Raw genomic sequence first — 16774 nt, forward strand, 5'->3', positions numbered from 1 at the left:
TTTGTCTTTGCCCCGAAAAACGACCGAGTGTCGCACTTTTTATAGGGGAAATCATCATCTTACATCGCGACTGTTGGGGAAAAAGCCCGCCTCAGGCTATACTGGCGGCAATTTATATCTGTATCTGAGTCATTGACGATGTTTGAGAGCCTTACCGATCGCCTGGGCGGTGCGTTAAAAAGTATCACCGGCCAGGCCAAGTTAACTGAAGACAACATTAAAGGCACTATGCGCGAAGTGCGTATGGCGTTGTTAGAAGCCGATGTGGCGCTGCCGGTGGTGAAGGAATTCACCAATCAGGTTAAAGAGCGTGCGATTGGTGCTGACGTATTACAAAGCCTGAATCCGGGCCAGGCGTTTCTGAAGATTGTTCATGACGAACTGCAGAGCGTTATGGGTTCTTCCAATGAGAGCCTGAATCTGGCGGCTCAGCCACCGGTTGTCGTGCTGATGGCTGGTTTGCAGGGTGCTGGTAAAACCACCACCGTCGGTAAACTGGCTAAATATCTGGCAGAGCGCGAAAAGAAAAAAGTGATGGTGGTGTCGGCAGACGTTTACCGTCCGGCGGCGATCAAACAGCTGGAAACTCTGGCTAATGAAGTCGGCGCGTTATTTCACCCGTCTTCGGTTGAAGAAAAGCCGATTGCCATTGCCAACGCTGCCATTGATGCCGCCAAACGGGCGCAGGCGGATGTACTGTTGGTCGATACCGCGGGTCGCTTAGCGGTTGACGAAGAAATGATGGCTGAAATTCAGCAGTTACACGCAGCCATCACACCAACTGAAACCCTGTTTGTGGTTGATGCCATGACGGGTCAGGATGCGGCAAATACGGCCAAAGCCTTTAATGATGCGTTACCGCTGACCGGTGTGGTGCTGACTAAGGCTGATGGTGATGCCCGTGGTGGTGCGGCATTATCGGTACGTCAGATTACCGGCAAGCCGATCAAATTTATGGGCATGGGTGAAAAAACCGATGCACTGGAGCCTTTCCATCCGGATCGTGTGGCGTCCCGTATTCTCGATATGGGTGACATCCTGACCCTGATCGAAGAAGCCGAACGTAAAATTGATAAGAGCAAAGCCGATAAGCTGGCGAAGAAGATCCAGAAAGGCAAAGGCTTTGACCTGGAAGACTTCCTGGATCAGATTCAGCAGATGAAAAACATGGGTGGCCTCACCGGTATGCTGGATAAGTTACCGGGTATGGGCAACTTAGGTGGCATGACCAAACAAACCGATGCCGCCGAGAAGCAGTTTAAACAGATGGAATCCATCATCTTCTCAATGACCCCGGATGAGCGCCGCTTCCCGGAAAAGATCAATGGTTCGCGTAAAAAGCGTATTGCTAATGGCTCCGGCACCCAGATTCAGGACATCAACCGCTTGCTGAAGCAGCACAAGCAAATGCAGAAGATGATGAAGAAAGTCACGGCCAAAGGTGGTATGCGTAAAATGATGCGTGCCATTGGTTCTATGGGTGGTCCTGGCGGAATGGGTGGCCCGGGTGGTATGGGCGGTGGCGGCATGCCGCCGGGTGGAATGCCGCCGATGATGCGCTAAACGGCGAACTATCTGAAAATATAATCTACTCTATAAAAAGGCCTGAAATAACAGGCCTTTTTATTCTCTTGTGATATTTATTGTTGTGATTGTTAATTGTTGCTATTAATTATTACTCGTTACCGACTGGCGTATGAATAAAGGAGCCAGAAATTATATGGATGCAGCCACCCGACGCTTAACCGCCGCCATTCTTATTTATATGGTGGGTATTATTGCCGTAGCCTTTATCAGCTATATGCTGGAGCGGCAGCGTTATCTGGAAGATATTGACGCCCGTTTGTATGCCGCTGCCAGTAATCTGCCCGGTTTGTTGCCAGAAGATTTTCACGATATTGCCCGCACTGCCGATGCTATTTCGCCGGAGCAGGATCGTGAAAATTTAGAGCTATTGACCCGTCACGCCAAAACCGCCGACATGACCTATATCTACAGCTATGTGATGGTCGACGGTGAAATCTACTTCACCACCTGCAATTACACCGAAGATGATATTAAAAACGATCAGGTAGTCACCTACTGGACCGATTATCCGGAAGGCGCGCAAAAATACTACGACGCAATGTACGCCACCGAGCCGGTATATGTGACTGCCGGTGACCGCTGGGGGTTGTTCCGTACGATTTTACTGCCGTTGAAATCGCCGGGTGGTTTGCCGTATGTCGCGGCGGCTGATATGGACATTACGGTGATTGAGCAGGCTCTGATTGATGACATGTTGTACGTGTTTGGTTTCAGTCTGTTGCTGGCTTTTATTGTCGCGCCATTGATCTGGGCGTACCACAAAACCCACTCAGAAATGAACACCGAGTTGCGCGGCCTGAACCGTCAGCTTCAGGATGATATTCATCAGGCAAAAATTCTCGAGAAAGAACTGAAACAAGCGACTCAGATTGCTGAAGACGCGAGCAAGGTTAAGAGCCAGTTCTTATCCAATATGAGCCATGAATTACGTACTCCGATCAACGGCATTCTGGGGGTGAATCAGCTGTTGCTGGATACCCGCCTGGACGATGAACAGCGTGAGTTTACCGAGCTGTCCGCGCACAGTGCTCAGATTCTGCTGGATACCGTTAATCAGATTCTGGATACCGCGGCGATTGAAGCCAATGGGCTGGTATTGCGTCCGGAAGTGGTCGACAGTCAGCGTTTCTTTAATGATCTGAGTAAAATGTTCAGTGCTCAGGTTGCCGCTAAAAAGCTCGATCTGGTGGTGCATTTAGGGAACGATCTGCCGGCTCAGCTGGAATTTGATGCGGTACGCCTGCGTCAGGTGTTTATTAACCTGATTGCAAACGCCTTAAAGTTTACCTCAGAAGGCGGCGTTTCCATTTGTGTGCATTGGCTGGACGGGGTGCTCAGTGCGGAAGTGCGTGACACCGGTATTGGCATTCCTGAAGATGCACAGCAGTCGGTGTTTGAAATTTTCCATCAGATTGATAACTCACACTCACGCCAGCATGCGGGTAATGGTCTGGGTCTTTCGATTGCGCAGAAGATCTGCGAGTTGATGCAGGGCAGTTTGCGGCTGGAACAATCGAGCGCAGACGGCTCTTTATTCTCGTTTACCGTACAAACCCCGTCGGTGACCCGTGAGCGGATTCAGTCATTATCCGTTGCCAGAACATCATCGGTGTTGTGTGTTACCCAATCGGCTTTGTTAAGTGGTTGGCTGGATAAAGAATCTCAGGAAACCATCCATATCCTGCCATCGACCGAGCAAATCTCGCTGGAAGGCATGACGCACTTGTTGGTGGATAACAGTCTGGGTGATGTCGACTGGGCTTCCCTGGTCAGCCGTTGTCAGCAGGCATCGGTCAAACTGATTGCGCTGATGTATGCCGGTGAGCACCTGGATCAGGAGATCGAAGCTCAGGTTCAGTTGATGCGTAAGCCATTAACCCGCAAGCAACTGAGTCAGATGATTCAATAGCTGTACTTCTATCTAGCCGTACTTTTCCAGCTCTCTTTGCTCTTTTGGCCTGATCTGTGTCGCGGTCATCATGGATTTGATACCGAGACTGATCAGGCGTTGATTTATCGCAAGACTTCTCAAAAACAGCCTTCCTACACTGGTTTGCTTAAATAGCTAGTGCCTGCAGGACGGTGAATCATGAGCCTCAACTTACATTATATGCAGCAGCGGGAACGCTTTCAGGAACCGGAGATTGAAGCTCAGGCACGTCAGCATCGCGAGTTCGATGCTGATTTTGCCCACTGGGCCGAGGGGTGTGGTGTGATTGAGCATCAGCCTGCAACACAACTACAGGTTTATGAATTAGCCACGGCTTTGCAGGAAGCCGGTGTGATTGCTGATAAAGCCGAGTGTTATCAAAAATTAACGGCGTTGGATGTATTAACCAATCAGGCGATGTGGCTGGTGATTCATATGACCTATGCCAAGCACGTGTTTCTGGATGGTCGTGACTTATCCCCCCTCGATTTCAAACGTGATCCGCAGGGCCATACTGGCGGATCACTCAATATGGTGCCGGCCTACGCGGCTTATATGACCCTCAACAGTCTGACGGGCATTCATCGCGACTGGCTGATGGGGCAGGGACATTGTGTTGCTGCCATTGATGCGCTGCAATTATTAAGTGGCACCGCTCTGGCGGAGCGTCAGCGAGAATACCCGCTAACCGATGACGGGCTGAGTCATTTTGTTCAGGATTTTTATAATTATCGGGTACGCCCGGACGGCAAACCCCTGTCGCCGTTAGGTTCTCACGTTAATCCGAATACCGCCGGAGCCAAAATTGAAGGCGGTTATTTAGGTTTTGCCGGTTTGCAATACGTGCATATGCCACAAAAAGACGAGCGGCTGGTGGCATTTTTAAGCGACGGTGCGTTTGAAGAACAACGAGGCAGTGACTGGGCGGCACGCTGGTGGCGTGCCAGTGACTCAGGCTTAGTTAGCCCGATTATGATTGCCAACGGTCGCCGTATTGATCAGCGCACAACCGTTGCTCAGCAGGGCGGTAGCGACTGGTTTATTGATCACTTAAAACATCAGGGCTTTGCCCCATTTGTGATTGATGGCCGTGATCCGGCGGCGTTTGTCTGTGCTATTTATTTTATGGAACAGCATTTACAGCATGCCGGAGAAGCGGTTGAAAACGGTCAGGCCAGCTATCCCGTTCCGCTGCCGTATTGCATTGCCGAAACCGTAAAAGGTTTTGGCTTCCCCGGGGCCGGAACCAATGCCGCTCATGGTTTACCGCTGGGCAGTAATCCTCGTCGTGATGCTGATGCCCTAGCGTTTTTCCATCGCGGTATTAAAGACCTGCATCAGCCTGAAGCTGACTGGAAGCAGGCGGCTCAGCTGCTGACTCAGCCGACACCACCAGTGCCACCAATAGCCGTAACCGTGAATCGTCAGGAACCTCAATGGCTGAGTGATGCCATTGCGCCAATGGCAGCGATTGATCGGTATTTTGTGAATCTGGTCGAGATTAATGATCAGCTGCGGGTACGGGTGGGTAACCCGGATGAGTTGCGCTCCAACCGCATGAATCAAACGCTGGATTTATTACAGCACCGGGTAACCGACCCGGAAGACGGCGTTGCTGAAGATATTCATGGCCGGGTGATTACCGCACTGAATGAAGAAGCGATTGTCAGTGCTTGTTTGGCCAATCAGGCCGGGCTTAATCTGGTGGTGTCGTATGAAGCCTTTGCCACCAAAATGCTGGGAGCTCTGCGTCAGGCGATTATTTTCTCCCGTCATCAGAAAGAGGTGGGAGAACCAGCACCCTGGTTAGGCTTACCGATTATTTCCACCTCCCATGTCTGGGAAAACGGTAAAAATGAACAAAGCCATCAGGATCCCAGTCTGGCCGAAGCCCTGATGGGCGAAATGGCCGATATGTCACGGGTGGTTTTCCCGGCCGATGGCAACAGTGCCATGGCCTGCTTAAAAGCCTGTTACGGTGATCTGGGGGTGATCTGGAATCTGGTGATCCCCAAGTCAGTGATGCCGATGGTGCTGGATGCCCGTCAGTCAGAAGCCTTGGTTCAGGACGGTGCGGTGTGCGTGCGTGGTCATTGTGGTTCTGAGCTGCAGCTCGTGGCTTGTGGTGCCCATCAGTTGCAACAGGCGTTAAAAGCCAGTGATCGGTTAAAGCAAAAAGGTGTGGCGCACTCATTAATTTACTTGCTGGAGCCGGGGCGCTTTCGGGTGCCACGTGATGGCTATGAAGCTGAGCGACAGGCTTCCGACTCGGTAATGGCTGCTCTGTTTCCGGCCACCGTGAAGCAACGGGTCTTTCTGACCCATACCCGGCCGGAAATTCTGTTAGCCCATACCCGACTGCTGGACCTGGGGCCAAAAAATACCCTGGCTTTGGGGTATGTGAATCAGGGTGGCACTTTGGATGCCGAGGGGCTGTTATTTGCCAATCGGTGTACCTGGGCGGATGCATTAGCCGCGCTGGCGCGGTTAGCTGATATCGAACCAACCGAGTGGTTAACTGCCGAGGAATGGGCAGCGATTCAGGGGCAGGGCGATCCGTATGATGTAATTAAACATCCTTATCCGCCGGAGGGCTGAGCTTACAAACAGAAAAGGCCGTTCTGGTTCCCACGCTCTGCATGGGAGCCAGACATACAGTTTTTTATTTCTGGGTCGGTTATTTAACCGCAATTCCCACCGGCAGTTGCTCGAACCAATCCAGAAACTCACCCACATGCGGTGGTTTAAATAACCGACCATGTTGTGGCGCCATAATATCAATATCCAGATGACGAGCACGGCGAACCCAATCCAGCTTGGCATCATCCGACGGCATCCAGCGTTGATGGAACTTCTGCATTTTCTGGCCATGGGTGATCATATTATCCACCCAGAGTGGCGCATCGGTTGGCTCCATCGCTGCACCCACATCACCACTCATTAAGATTTTGGCTTTAGGGTCATAAACGTGGAAGTTACCGGAGGAGTGCAGGTAATGAGCGGGGATAAATTGCAGCTGAATTTTATTCAGTGTCAGCGTCAGGCCTTCATCCGGAATGGCGCAATACTCAATACGCTCCATCCCAAAGTGGCGGATAAAACTTTCCCACAACCACGGCGAATACAACTTAGCGTTGGGCAGCGCCTGATCCCACAAGCCTAATGACGAAATAATATCCGGGTCCTGGTGCGAGGCGAATAAATGAGTAATCTGCTCGGCCGGAACAAACTTTAAAACCGCCGATAACATAGGCGCAAACAGCTCAATACCACCTGGATCCAGCAATATCGCCTGATTGCCGCTCTGAATCATATATTGGTTGGTGTCGATAATGCCTTCAGATTTGTCCGGGTCGCGGCCAAACATAATCCAGCGATGATCGCCGTCTTCATAAATGGTGGTAGCTAACATGGTTGTTCTTTCCTGTTTTTTATCCGTATCAGCGCTGGCTCAGCAGACTACGGGCTTTGCTGAGGTGAGTGCGGATTTTATCGGCAGTATCAGTAATATTATTGGCAATGACTTCTAACTGGCCGCGAAACTCGTCGGCAGATGAGGCTTCCACTTTGCTGGAGGTGGCAATTAAATTGGCCGTGCGGATATGCTTGTCGCCTTCTTCCAACTGTTCTTCCAGTTCGCGCAACCCGCGCTGTAATGAACCGGAGAGTTGTTCGCGTTGCTGGAAGCACTGGCTCATGGCGTCATTGAGCGATGCCTGATGAGCGTTATGCTGTTGTGCAATCCACTCAAATTTATCCGCCGCCATGGTGGCTCGCCATAAATTCACCGCTTCCTGAGATAATTTCTCAGAAACGCCATTGATGTAGTGCGACTGGCGAATAATATCGCTGGCTAATTCATCAATAAAATGGGTAATGGCTTTAAAGCCCACGGTTTTTGATCCGGCGCGTACTGCCAGTGCGCGGGCATTTTTAGCCGTCAGTGCCAGACCTTTGGCTTCCAGCATGGCCTGATGTAATTCTGCTGCAATGCTGGCAGCTGTCACAAAAATAGGCGTGCTCATTGGTGATTCTCGTTTCAAACTTATCTGCAGTATAGAAGTCTTTTATCGGCCTGCCGGGCGAAATCATAAGCTGTTATTTTTTGCGCCCCATGGCAGATCAGCGATTAACCGGTAATTCACTGCCTGCGGCATTGCTTCTTAGCCAGCCACGCACCCGGCGTTTGACTTGCTGATGTTGGTCGCTGCTCAGGTCGGTGGCAGAAATCTGCAACTGGCGATAATCATCACGCTGGCGGTGGCGCATCATGCCGGCCCGGCGCTTGGCATCTTCGGGTTGAGTTTGGCTATAGTCTGTTACCAGATCCAGAATCGGAATTTCCAGCTGGGTCAGTTGCTCTTCCAGATAGAGCTGGTCGTGTGGGCTTTGCAAAGCGTCAATCAGGATCAGGGTAAAGGCTTCGATGGACTCTTCTGCATCGGCTTCGCGCGACTGCTGTTGGTTTAACAGATAGTTAACCGCCCAGGAGGCGCTGCTGCCATTGGCGATGACCACCAGATTTAACTGTCCCCGGCTTCTCAGATAATCCATCGAGGTAGTAACCCGGTTGCGCATTTGCTGCTGATAACGCATCGAGTCTGAGGTTTCAAAAATTGCCTGAGGTTCAGCTGCTGCTGTTGTGTTGTCTGCCACTGGCGGTAAGCCATTCAGACGAGGCAACTCGGGCTCGTTATTCGGATCGGAAACCGTATTTTCAGACTCTGGCGGTTCAGGTTGGCCGCTGGCATTGCCGCTTGCGCTGTCTGGGTCATCTGTTGTGCTGGTTTCCTCGTTGTTATCTTCTTCGCTGGCTGCATCTGCAGCATCGGATTCCTGAGTGTTTTCCTGCTCTGATTCATTGGGCTCGGATTCACTGGATTCTGACGAGGCTGGCGCGTCATAACTCGGACGTTCTGGCAAGGGTGCAACCGGTTGTGACGGTAATTCGATGGCCAGCGTTGCCCAGCCATAGTCCGGTAAATATTGGCGTAGCGGGCCAACAATCGTAGGCCATTGGGCATGTTGCTGATTGTCATGTAACAGAAGAATGCCACCTTGGGGGCGGCCCATGGTTTCCTGCAAAAATAAGCCGTGGAAAGACTCGTCATCACTCACCAGCTCAACCACTTCCCGCTGACGCTGGTATAAGCTCAGGTGATCAATAATGGATTGATGGCGTTTGTGATCGGTTTGTGGCGAAACACGCTCCAGCACCTCAATCTTTTCCTCGACCTTTTCTTCAATAGCGGCTGCTTCTGACTGCTCATCTTCGCCATAGGCCGTTGCCGATAGCAGTAAGGCCCAAGAAAGCAAAAAACAGGGAAGTAAAAAACGCGTGGCGAAAATCATGACAAGGTGTCCGGGCAAAAGTTAGGCGGCTCTGAATTATTCGAGCTGCCTCAAGTGTAGTTGTGGTTTGGCATAAGGAAAAAGCAAGTTCCGTTCCCGGCACCGGGTTTGATAATGCTACAATAGCCGCCGGTGTTATCCGCCGCCCCAAATTAGCCTGATGAACCAACGGTAAACCCATGTCAAACAACTCCACACCAAGTAAGAATTGCCTGATTGCTCCTTCTATTTTATCTGCTGACTTTGCCCGGTTAGGTGAAGAGGTGGAAAACGTCCTCGCAGCGGGTGCTGACGTGGTCCACTTTGATGTGATGGACAATCACTACGTGCCGAATCTGACCATTGGCCCAATGGTATGTAAGGCACTGCGTAATCATGGCATTACCGCACCGATTGATGTGCACCTGATGGTGAATCCGGTGGATCGTCTGATTGGTGACTTTATCGACGCCGGTGCAAGTTACATCACCTTCCACCCGGAAGCGTCCGATCATATCGACCGCAGCCTGCAACTGATTAAATCCGCGGGTTTAAAAGCGGGTCTGGTGTTTAACCCGGCCACACCACTGCATTATATGGACTACGTGATGGACAAGCTGGACGTGGTGTTGCTGATGTCGGTTAACCCGGGTTTTGGCGGCCAATCCTTTATTCCCGCCACGCTGGATAAATTGCGCGAAGCGCGCGCCAAAATCGATGCCTCCGGTTACGACATCCGTCTGGAGATTGATGGTGGAGTGAAAGCCGATAACATTGGTGAAATTTATCAAGCCGGTGCTGATATGTTTGTGGCCGGTTCTGCCATTTTTAATGCACCGGATTACAAAACCGTGATTGATCAGATGCGTGCTGAAATGGCCGCCATTGATGCGAAACGTTAATGCGATTCGCTGATTCGTTACAAGCGCTTTTCCCTGAGCCCCGATGCCCTGATCAAAATGGCACTGCTCAAAATGGCCTTGGGCTGCTGCTGTTTGATCTGGATGGCACACTGATTAACAGTGTGCCGGATCTGGCAGCCGCAGTGGATGCTATGTTGCAACAGTTCGGACGCGAACCCGCCGGAGAAGAACGAGTCAGCCACTGGGTTGGCAACGGTGCCGATCAATTGATTCGCCGGGCACTGGCTGACGGTGACGAAGCTGCTGCCAATGCGTTTCCGGCCAGTAATATCCAACCCTGGCGTGATGCCTTTGATCAGGCCTATCTGGCTGCCCTACACCAGGCAACAGGTGTGTACCCCGGTGTGGAAGCCTTCCTGAAGGGCATATCACTGCCTAAAGTGCTGATCACCAACAAGCCCAGGTTATTTACCTTACCGTTATTGGAGTCGCTGGGTTGGAGTCAGTATTTCTCATTGGTGCTTTGTGGCGATGATCTTGCTGAGAAAAAGCCCTCGCCGTTACCTCTGCTGCACGCTTGTCACGAGATGAAAGTATCCACCGACAACGCATTAATGATTGGTGATTCCCGCCATGATATTGGCGCTGCCAAAGCGGCTAGGATCAAAACCGTGGCCGTGAGTTATGGCTATAACCATGGTGAGAGCATTGCTTTGAGTCAGCCGGATTTGTTGGTGGATAATCTGTTGCAGCTGGTTGCCAGCGCTTAGCTACATGGATACAAATCAACACGGATACAACAAGGATATTGCTTAGATGTTAGAACTGAGCCTGAACTATTTAATGGTGATTTGTGGACTACTGGTAAGCGCCAGTGTGGCGATGACGGCATGGGTTATGAGCCGCAAGCATCAACAGCTGGCGCAGCAGCATGAACAGCAGTTAGCAGAACAACAGTTACTGCAACAGCAGGCCTTCGAACAGACGCAGGACGAGCTGGCACGGACGCAACAAGAGCTGGACGATTTACAGCAACAGCATGCTAATCAACAAAAGCAACATCTGGAACAGCAGCGTCAGGCAGAAGCCGAATGGCAGCAGGACTATCACCAGCAGCAGCTAGAGCTGACACGACAGCAACAAGATAATAAAAGCCAACAACAACAGCTGGCAGTACTGCAACAAGAGAAGCAGCAGTTATTGCAGCAGGTTGACCAGTTACGTGACAACAATCAGCAGCTGCACACGCAACTCGCCACTGAAAGCGAAACCCGTCAGCTGCAACAACAGAACGCCGACGAAAAGCTGCAGTTGTTGGCTGACAATAAAACCCAGTTGTTAAAAGAGTTTGAGCTGCTGTCGCAAAAGGTGCTGGAACAGAAGGCACAGCAAATCAGCGAACAGAGCAAGCAACAAAGCGAACAGCATAAACAAGGGCTGGATGCCTTACTGTCGCCGTTTAAGCAGCAGCTCGAAGGCTTACACAAAAAAGTGGAAGATGTGCATCTGCACGATGCTAAAGACCGGGCTTCCCTGCGGGCACAAATCGGCGAACTGCATAAACTGAATCAACAGATGAGCAGTGAAGCTCAGGCGCTGACCACCGCCTTAAGGGGCGAGCAGAAAGTGCAGGGTAACTGGGGCGAAATGGTGCTGGAAACCGTGCTGGAACGCTCTGGCTTACGTGCCGGTGAAGAATACGTTCGCGAGCAGAGTCATCAGGATGACAGCGGCCAGCGTTATCGCCCGGATGTGATCATTAATCTGCCGGAAGGCAAACACATCATCATCGACGCTAAAGTGTCTCTGAATGCCTATACCGATTCCATCAATGCCGACAGCGATGAGCAGCAACAAGCCGCATTAAAGCGCCATGTGGAGTCAGTACGTGCTCACATCAAAGGCTTGAGCGAAAAAGCTTATCAGCAGCTGGAAGGGCTGAACTCACCAGACTTTGTATTCTTATTTATGCCTGTAGAGCCGGCGTTTATGGCGGCTTTCCAGCAGGATGAGCAACTCTTTAACGATGCTTTTGAGCGTCGAATTGTGGTGGTAACGCCAACAACCTTGTTGGCCACATTACGCACCGTTGCCAGTTTATGGGCGATTGAACGACGTAACCGCAATACCGAAAAAATCGCCGATCAGGCACGGTTGGTGTACGAAAAAGTGGTTAGCCTGGTGGATTATATGGAGAAGCTGGGCAAGCAACTTAACACCGCTCAGGGCACCTACGAAGACGCCTGGAAATCATTAAAACAAGGGCGGGGCAACCTGCTGAATCGTGCCGATACCTTCCAGAAACTGGGCGTTCGGGTGAAAAAAGAGCTGGCCCGCAATCTGGTCGAAGAAGCCAATGCCGAGGATGAGCTGCATCAATCTCTGGAGCAAGCTCCTGAGCAGTCAATCGACACTGAGAAGCAGCAACAGCAAGAGATTGAGCTGTAGTCTGTTGTTACCAGCAGTAGCTGGCTGAAACAGTAAAAACCAAGCGGGGCGGTCAACAACTCAACCGGTTGTGTTAGAATCGCCTGCAAATTTTTAACATTCACTAACGAATCAAGAGAGATCAGCCATGGATATTATGGAAGTCATCAAAGACCAGGTCGAAAACAACGACATCCTGTTGTACATGAAAGGTTCTCCGAACCAGCCAATGTGTGGTTTTTCTGCACAAACCGTACAGGCGGTGATGGAGTGTGGTCAGAAGTTCGCTTACGTTGACGTATTATCCAACCCGGAAATCCGTGAAAACCTGCCAAAATACGCTAACTGGCCAACCTTCCCACAATTATGGGTGAAAGGTGAACTGGTCGGTGGCTGCGATATCATTACCGATATGCACCAGAAAGGTGAGCTGAAGTCGGTATTAGAAGAAGCGGCTCCTGCTGAATAAAAAAACCTCTGTAAAAACAAGGTTAAACGCAAAAGCCAGCACATAAGTGCTGGCTTTTTTTGTTTCAGAAATAACTCATTTGGCTGGTTTGTTAGAGCTTTGTTGCTGTTATTGAAACTTAAATTAAGAATAAGAATTATTTATATATCAAATAAGATTAATTCTGATTTTAATTCATTTTTTTCTTTGTGCTGATAATAAGATTTGCTAGCATTCTCGCTCATATTTTAATCCTTATTAATTAACCTAACTGAGAAGAGAATTCAGATGAAACTGATTAAAGGAATTTCTGTTCTGTCTGCTGCTGTTTTACTGGCAGCGTGTGGCAGCGATGATGACGATGACAATGGACCAGCTCCGGGCAGCAATGCGCCATCGACTTATACTTTTGAAAGTGTTGTGGACTCTCAGGAATCAGCGGTTTCTTACTCAGGTCAGGTTGCTCGTCAGGCTCTGATCAATGAGCTGAAAAAGTACATCGCGGATGATGCTTTCCAGAATGGTGGCCTGAGTCAGGCGGCGGCTCTGGGTGAGTTAAATCGTATTTATGCGGCAGGTACAACTGATGTGGTTGGTAATCTGACAGCAGTTAATATTTATACCGGTGGTGATGAAGCGACTCCGGTTGGTGTATCGCTGAAAACAGACGGCGCTACTCTGGTTCAGGATACCTATGCTGAGCTGTCTGGCGATAAAAATCTGTTAGGCAAAACAGCCGGTGTTGATAATGCACTGACTTTAGATGAATTTATCGGTTGGGATATTGACGCGATTGCCGTACCAGGCAAAGCCGACGCAACAGGCGAGCGTTCTAAGCCATATGCTCTGATTCAGGAATGGTTTGAATCCGCAGCGGCATTAGCTGGTGACGGTAATAGCTCCACGGATTATGTTGATACTACGAATGCTCTGGACTATTCGCAGTTAATTCAGAAGTTCCTGCTGGGTTCTGTAACTTACTCTCAGGCTGCTGAAGACTACCTGAAAGCGGATAAAGGTCTGTTAAAGCAAAACAGCGAAGCTGATAAAGAAGGCAAGCCATATACCAGCCTGGAACACCAGTGGGATGAAGGTTTTGGTTACTTCGGTGCTGCACGTGACTACAACAACTACACCGATGCTGAAAACAAAGCGCAGCAAGACAATGACACTAACAGCGATGGTGAAATTGATCTCAACGCCGAATACAGCTTTGGTAACTCTGTTAATGCTGTAAAACGTGATGTGGGTTCTGCTGAGTTTACTGCCACTGACTTCTCTAAAAATGCGATGGATGCTTTCCTGAAAGGTCGTCAGATTATTCAGGATAACTTTGGTACCGATCCAGTTGCAGGCGAAGGCTATCACGTAGATCTGGTTGAACAGGCGGGTATTGCTCTGGAAAACTGGGAAAAAGCCATTGCTGCAACCGTAGTTCACTACATCAATGATACTCGTGGTGACCTGGCCAAAGTTGGTACTGTTGATTTTGATGCTGCTGCTGTAAGAAGCTTGGCTAAACACTGGGGTGAAATGAAAGGTTTCGCTTTGGGTCTGCAATTCAGCCCAATCACTAAGTTTGCTGAAGCTGATCAGGTTAAAATGCATGAACTAATGGGTGAGAAGCCTGTCTTTGATACGAAAGCAAATGCTGACGCTTATGCAGCAGAGCTGTTAGAAGCACGTGCTATCATTGCAGAAGCTTACGATTTTGCTGATGACAACGTTGCTAACTGGTAAGTAACATCATCTAGCTTTGTTATTATAAGGGCTGCATCTGCAGCCCTTTTTAGTTTAAATCCATATAAAAAAGGTGGGTAAATATGTCAGTTAAATTATGGACCAGTATTGCTGCCAGTACATTATTAGTTGCCTGTGGAGGCGGCGGTGGTGGCGGTTCTTCCTCTGGTGGTACTGCCAATGATGCCTGTAGCGGCCTTAATTCCGCTAGTTTTAATTGTGCAACCAGCTTGCGTTCGGTGGTTGATAATGCGGTTAAACCAGCGGTTAACAACCTTCAGGGTTTGGTCGGTACACTGAATACAACAACTCAGGCCTATTGTGCTGATATAACCAATGACGCTAATAAAACAGCCGCACAAAATGCCTGGAAAGCAGCAATGGCTGAATGGCAGAAGCTGGAAGTAATGCAGTTTGGCCCAATCGCTGAGCAGCGCTCTAACTTTTACAACTGGAATCGTAATGACAGCTGTAAAGTGGATGAAGAAGTAGTGAATTCCACTGCAAATGGCTATCAGCTGACCAATAATGTCGAGCCAGTACGTTTCTCATTAGATGCGCTGGACTATTTATTGTTCACCGGTTCTTCTAATGTCAGCTGTCCGGAAGTGAACAAAACAGCTGCGCTCAGAACCTGGGATGCTCAGGATGAGGCGACCCGCTTGGCTGAACGTTGTAATTACACCCAATTAGCCACGGCTCATATGGTAAATAATGTGGCTGCTTTAAAAACAGCGGTTGATAATTATGATATTGGCACCTCAGCGAACTTACAGACTGCTGCTGATGGTATTTCGGATGGTTTGTTCTATATCGATAAGCAAACAAAAGACGCTAAGTTAACTGCAGTTTTCCCAACTTCTAATGCGGGTATTTTTACCTTGTCTGCGCTGGAATTTGATGCTCGTAACCCATACGGTAAAGAAGCCATTCAGGCGAACCTGGAAGGGGCTTTGGCGCTGATGGATAACGGCTTGGATGATTACCTGACTGCAGCGGGAGAGCCTGAGGTAGCTGCCCGTATGAAAGCAAGCTTGCAAACTGCTATTGATGCTACGGCTGCAATTAGTGGTGATATTCGTTCGATTGTAACCGGTGCTGATGCAGCAACTTGTATTAATGCGGCAAGTGATGCTTCTGAGTTGGAGAAAGTCTGCTCGCTGGATGAGAAAATCAAAGACTTTACCGACGATTTAAAAGGTGAGTTTGTTTTGACGCTGGGCTTTAGTGTTCCTAACGATGCACAAGGCGATAATGATTAATCATCCCTGTTAGACAATGCCGGAGATATTGGCTTATCAGCCAATATCGCCGCGCATATGATTTCCCCACCAGATACTTTTCTGCTGTTTCAACACCACTTCCGTTAATCCTGACTGATCATAGCGCCATAATTTGCCTTGCCCCTGGCTGATATAAGCGACTTTTCCCATACGGTCTGCCACCACACCTTTGGCATATTTCAGCGACAGATGCTGCTGCAACTCGGGAATTGTTTCTTGAGTGTTCCACTGACTGATCAGATGTCCACGTGGATTGGTAATTAACGCCTGAGAGTCGCCAAACGCCGTAACGCTGGCACTGTAGCCCTGCATTTTAAAATGGAAGGCTCCTGGTTGATTATCACTGAATGACAACTGGTTGTGCTCTGGCTTCGCTAAGGCAATCACGACTGGATACTTGTCGTCTTTTTTATACTGACAACCAATCATTAAATCACCATCGGGCAGTGCATCCAGATGGCGGGCCGTGAGCGCATCCTGATTAACAAACCATTGATGAGTAATGTTTTGCTGTTGGGTATCAAACAAGCTGACATTGGAATGGATGTCGTCAATATTTAATGGCTTACGGCCACTGTCCGGATGGGTTTTAACCCCAGTGTTGGCAATGGCTAACACGGTTCTGTTTGATGCAGTTCTGTTTGATGTAGTGGAGGTTTGCCAGACCAGTTCATGGGGGCCGATACCACCGCTATTAAATTCATTGATCAGGGATAAATCCTGAGCGTTTAATTGCAGTAATTTCCCGCTTGCTTGTTGGTAATCACTGGCGGTGGCATAGATAAACTGGCCATCGTCAGAAAATACCGCATGGCCTTCAAAATGCTGATGATTTGGCGGCAATGCAGACGCCAACAGCTTGCCATTAAAGTCGTACAGAGTTAATGCGGCACCGGGAATCCGGGAGCACACCAGAATATGTTTTAAATCGGGTGAAAAACACGCCAAATGCACTTCGTCGTTAACAGCAAAATCGGCGCGCACCTGGCCTTGCTGATCAAAGGCCAGTACGCCATGTTGATACGTCTTAACGGTTGGATCTGGCTGAACGCGATAACCGCTGACCAGCCAGCCACGCTGTGTGGTCAGGTCGGCAAAATCACAGGCGCTTAATAACGGCAGGCTAAGCCCGGCTTGTAAAAACTGGCGACGTCGGATGGCCATG

Annotated in this window: 13 protein-coding genes; 9 read left to right on the forward strand and 4 right to left on the reverse strand. The window is 49.6% G+C overall.

The annotated features are described in order from the left end of the window. The first annotated feature begins 138 nt into the window (after positions 1-138). The 3 genes from ffh (at position 139) to ACO05E_RS12560 (ending at position 6115) form a co-directional block, all read left to right on the forward strand. A complete protein-coding gene (gene ffh / locus ACO05E_RS12550; protein ID WP_419813277.1) occupies positions 139-1563 on the forward strand; it encodes a signal recognition particle protein in 1425 nt (474 codons plus the stop codon). A 157-nt stretch (positions 1564-1720) separates the two neighbouring features. Then, positions 1721-3496: a sensor histidine kinase gene (locus tag ACO05E_RS12555; RefSeq protein WP_419813278.1), complete on the forward strand. Its 1776-nt coding sequence runs from the start codon at positions 1721-1723 to the stop codon at positions 3494-3496. 180 nt (positions 3497-3676) lie between these two features. Beyond that, positions 3677-6115: a xylulose 5-phosphate 3-epimerase gene (locus ACO05E_RS12560; protein ID WP_419813279.1), complete on the forward strand. Its 2439-nt coding sequence runs from the start codon at positions 3677-3679 to the stop codon at positions 6113-6115. A gap of 79 nt (positions 6116-6194) precedes the next feature. Here the strand turns inward: ACO05E_RS12560 and ACO05E_RS12565 are convergent, their stop codons facing one another. From ACO05E_RS12565 to ACO05E_RS12575, 3 genes are all read right to left on the reverse strand, one after another. Then, complete coding sequence (locus ACO05E_RS12565; protein ID WP_419813280.1) at positions 6195-6929, reverse strand: MBL fold metallo-hydrolase; 735 nt, start codon at positions 6927-6929, stop codon at positions 6195-6197. A gap of 28 nt (positions 6930-6957) precedes the next feature. Continuing rightward, positions 6958-7542, reverse strand: a complete 585-nt coding sequence (locus tag ACO05E_RS12570) for a hypothetical protein (protein WP_419813281.1) — start codon at positions 7540-7542, stop codon at positions 6958-6960. Positions 7543-7639: 97 nt separating this feature from the next. Next, positions 7640-8869: a DUF3530 family protein gene (locus tag ACO05E_RS12575; RefSeq protein WP_419813282.1), complete on the reverse strand. Its 1230-nt coding sequence runs from the start codon at positions 8867-8869 to the stop codon at positions 7640-7642. A gap of 179 nt (positions 8870-9048) precedes the next feature. Between ACO05E_RS12575 and rpe the strand changes: the two genes are divergently transcribed. The 6 genes from rpe to ACO05E_RS12605 all read left to right on the forward strand — a co-directional run bounded on the left by rpe (position 9049) and on the right by ACO05E_RS12605 (position 15588). Then, a complete protein-coding gene (gene rpe / locus ACO05E_RS12580; RefSeq protein WP_419813283.1) occupies positions 9049-9750 on the forward strand; it encodes a ribulose-phosphate 3-epimerase in 702 nt (233 codons plus the stop codon). Beyond that, positions 9750-10481 (forward strand): phosphoglycolate phosphatase, encoded by a 732-nt coding sequence (locus tag ACO05E_RS12585; protein WP_419813284.1) that lies wholly within the window; start codon positions 9750-9752, stop codon positions 10479-10481. The genes rpe and ACO05E_RS12585 overlap by 1 nt, the downstream gene beginning before the upstream one ends. A gap of 46 nt (positions 10482-10527) precedes the next feature. After that, the gene (locus tag ACO05E_RS12590; protein WP_419813285.1) at positions 10528-12159 is read left to right on the forward strand and encodes a DNA recombination protein RmuC; all 1632 of its coding nucleotides are present in this window, start codon (positions 10528-10530) and stop codon (positions 12157-12159) included. A gap of 127 nt (positions 12160-12286) precedes the next feature. Next, positions 12287-12607 (forward strand): Grx4 family monothiol glutaredoxin, encoded by a 321-nt coding sequence (gene grxD / locus ACO05E_RS12595; RefSeq protein WP_419813286.1) that lies wholly within the window; start codon positions 12287-12289, stop codon positions 12605-12607. 267 nt (positions 12608-12874) lie between these two features. Continuing rightward, positions 12875-14326, forward strand: a complete 1452-nt coding sequence (locus ACO05E_RS12600) for a DUF4856 domain-containing protein (protein ID WP_419813287.1) — start codon at positions 12875-12877, stop codon at positions 14324-14326. An 83-nt stretch (positions 14327-14409) separates the two neighbouring features. Further along, a complete protein-coding gene (locus ACO05E_RS12605; RefSeq protein WP_419813288.1) occupies positions 14410-15588 on the forward strand; it encodes an imelysin family protein in 1179 nt (392 codons plus the stop codon). A 36-nt stretch (positions 15589-15624) separates the two neighbouring features. Here ACO05E_RS12605 and ACO05E_RS12610 read toward each other — a convergent pair whose 3' ends face one another. After that, positions 15625-16773: a DUF1513 domain-containing protein gene (locus tag ACO05E_RS12610; protein ID WP_419813289.1), complete on the reverse strand. Its 1149-nt coding sequence runs from the start codon at positions 16771-16773 to the stop codon at positions 15625-15627. Position 16774 lies beyond the last annotated feature (1 nt).

The sequence above is a fragment of the Bacterioplanoides sp. genome (genome assembly GCF_965226395.1).
GTDB lineage: Bacteria > Pseudomonadota > Gammaproteobacteria > Pseudomonadales > Oceanobacteraceae > Bacterioplanoides.

Bases quoted from the DNA above. Each gene is read 5' to 3' on its own strand.
- ffh (WP_419813277.1), top strand. From the start codon at position 139: ATGTTTGAGAGCCTTACCGATCGCCTGGGCGGTGCGTTAAAAAGTATC.
- ACO05E_RS12555 (WP_419813278.1), top strand. From the start codon at position 1,721: ATGGATGCAGCCACCCGACGCTTAACCGCCGCCATTCTTATTTATATG.
- ACO05E_RS12560 (WP_419813279.1), top strand. From the start codon at position 3,677: ATGAGCCTCAACTTACATTATATGCAGCAGCGGGAACGCTTTCAGGAA.
- ACO05E_RS12565 (WP_419813280.1), bottom strand. From the start codon at position 6,929: ATGTTAGCTACCACCATTTATGAAGACGGCGATCATCGCTGGATTATG.
- ACO05E_RS12570 (WP_419813281.1), bottom strand. From the start codon at position 7,542: ATGAGCACGCCTATTTTTGTGACAGCTGCCAGCATTGCAGCAGAATTA.
- ACO05E_RS12575 (WP_419813282.1), bottom strand. From the start codon at position 8,869: ATGATTTTCGCCACGCGTTTTTTACTTCCCTGTTTTTTGCTTTCTTGG.
- rpe (WP_419813283.1), top strand. From the start codon at position 9,049: ATGTCAAACAACTCCACACCAAGTAAGAATTGCCTGATTGCTCCTTCT.
- ACO05E_RS12585 (WP_419813284.1), top strand. From the start codon at position 9,750: ATGCGATTCGCTGATTCGTTACAAGCGCTTTTCCCTGAGCCCCGATGC.
- ACO05E_RS12590 (WP_419813285.1), top strand. From the start codon at position 10,528: ATGTTAGAACTGAGCCTGAACTATTTAATGGTGATTTGTGGACTACTG.
- grxD (WP_419813286.1), top strand. From the start codon at position 12,287: ATGGATATTATGGAAGTCATCAAAGACCAGGTCGAAAACAACGACATC.
- ACO05E_RS12600 (WP_419813287.1), top strand. From the start codon at position 12,875: ATGAAACTGATTAAAGGAATTTCTGTTCTGTCTGCTGCTGTTTTACTG.
- ACO05E_RS12605 (WP_419813288.1), top strand. From the start codon at position 14,410: ATGTCAGTTAAATTATGGACCAGTATTGCTGCCAGTACATTATTAGTT.
- ACO05E_RS12610 (WP_419813289.1), bottom strand. From the start codon at position 16,773: ATGGCCATCCGACGTCGCCAGTTTTTACAAGCCGGGCTTAGCCTGCCG.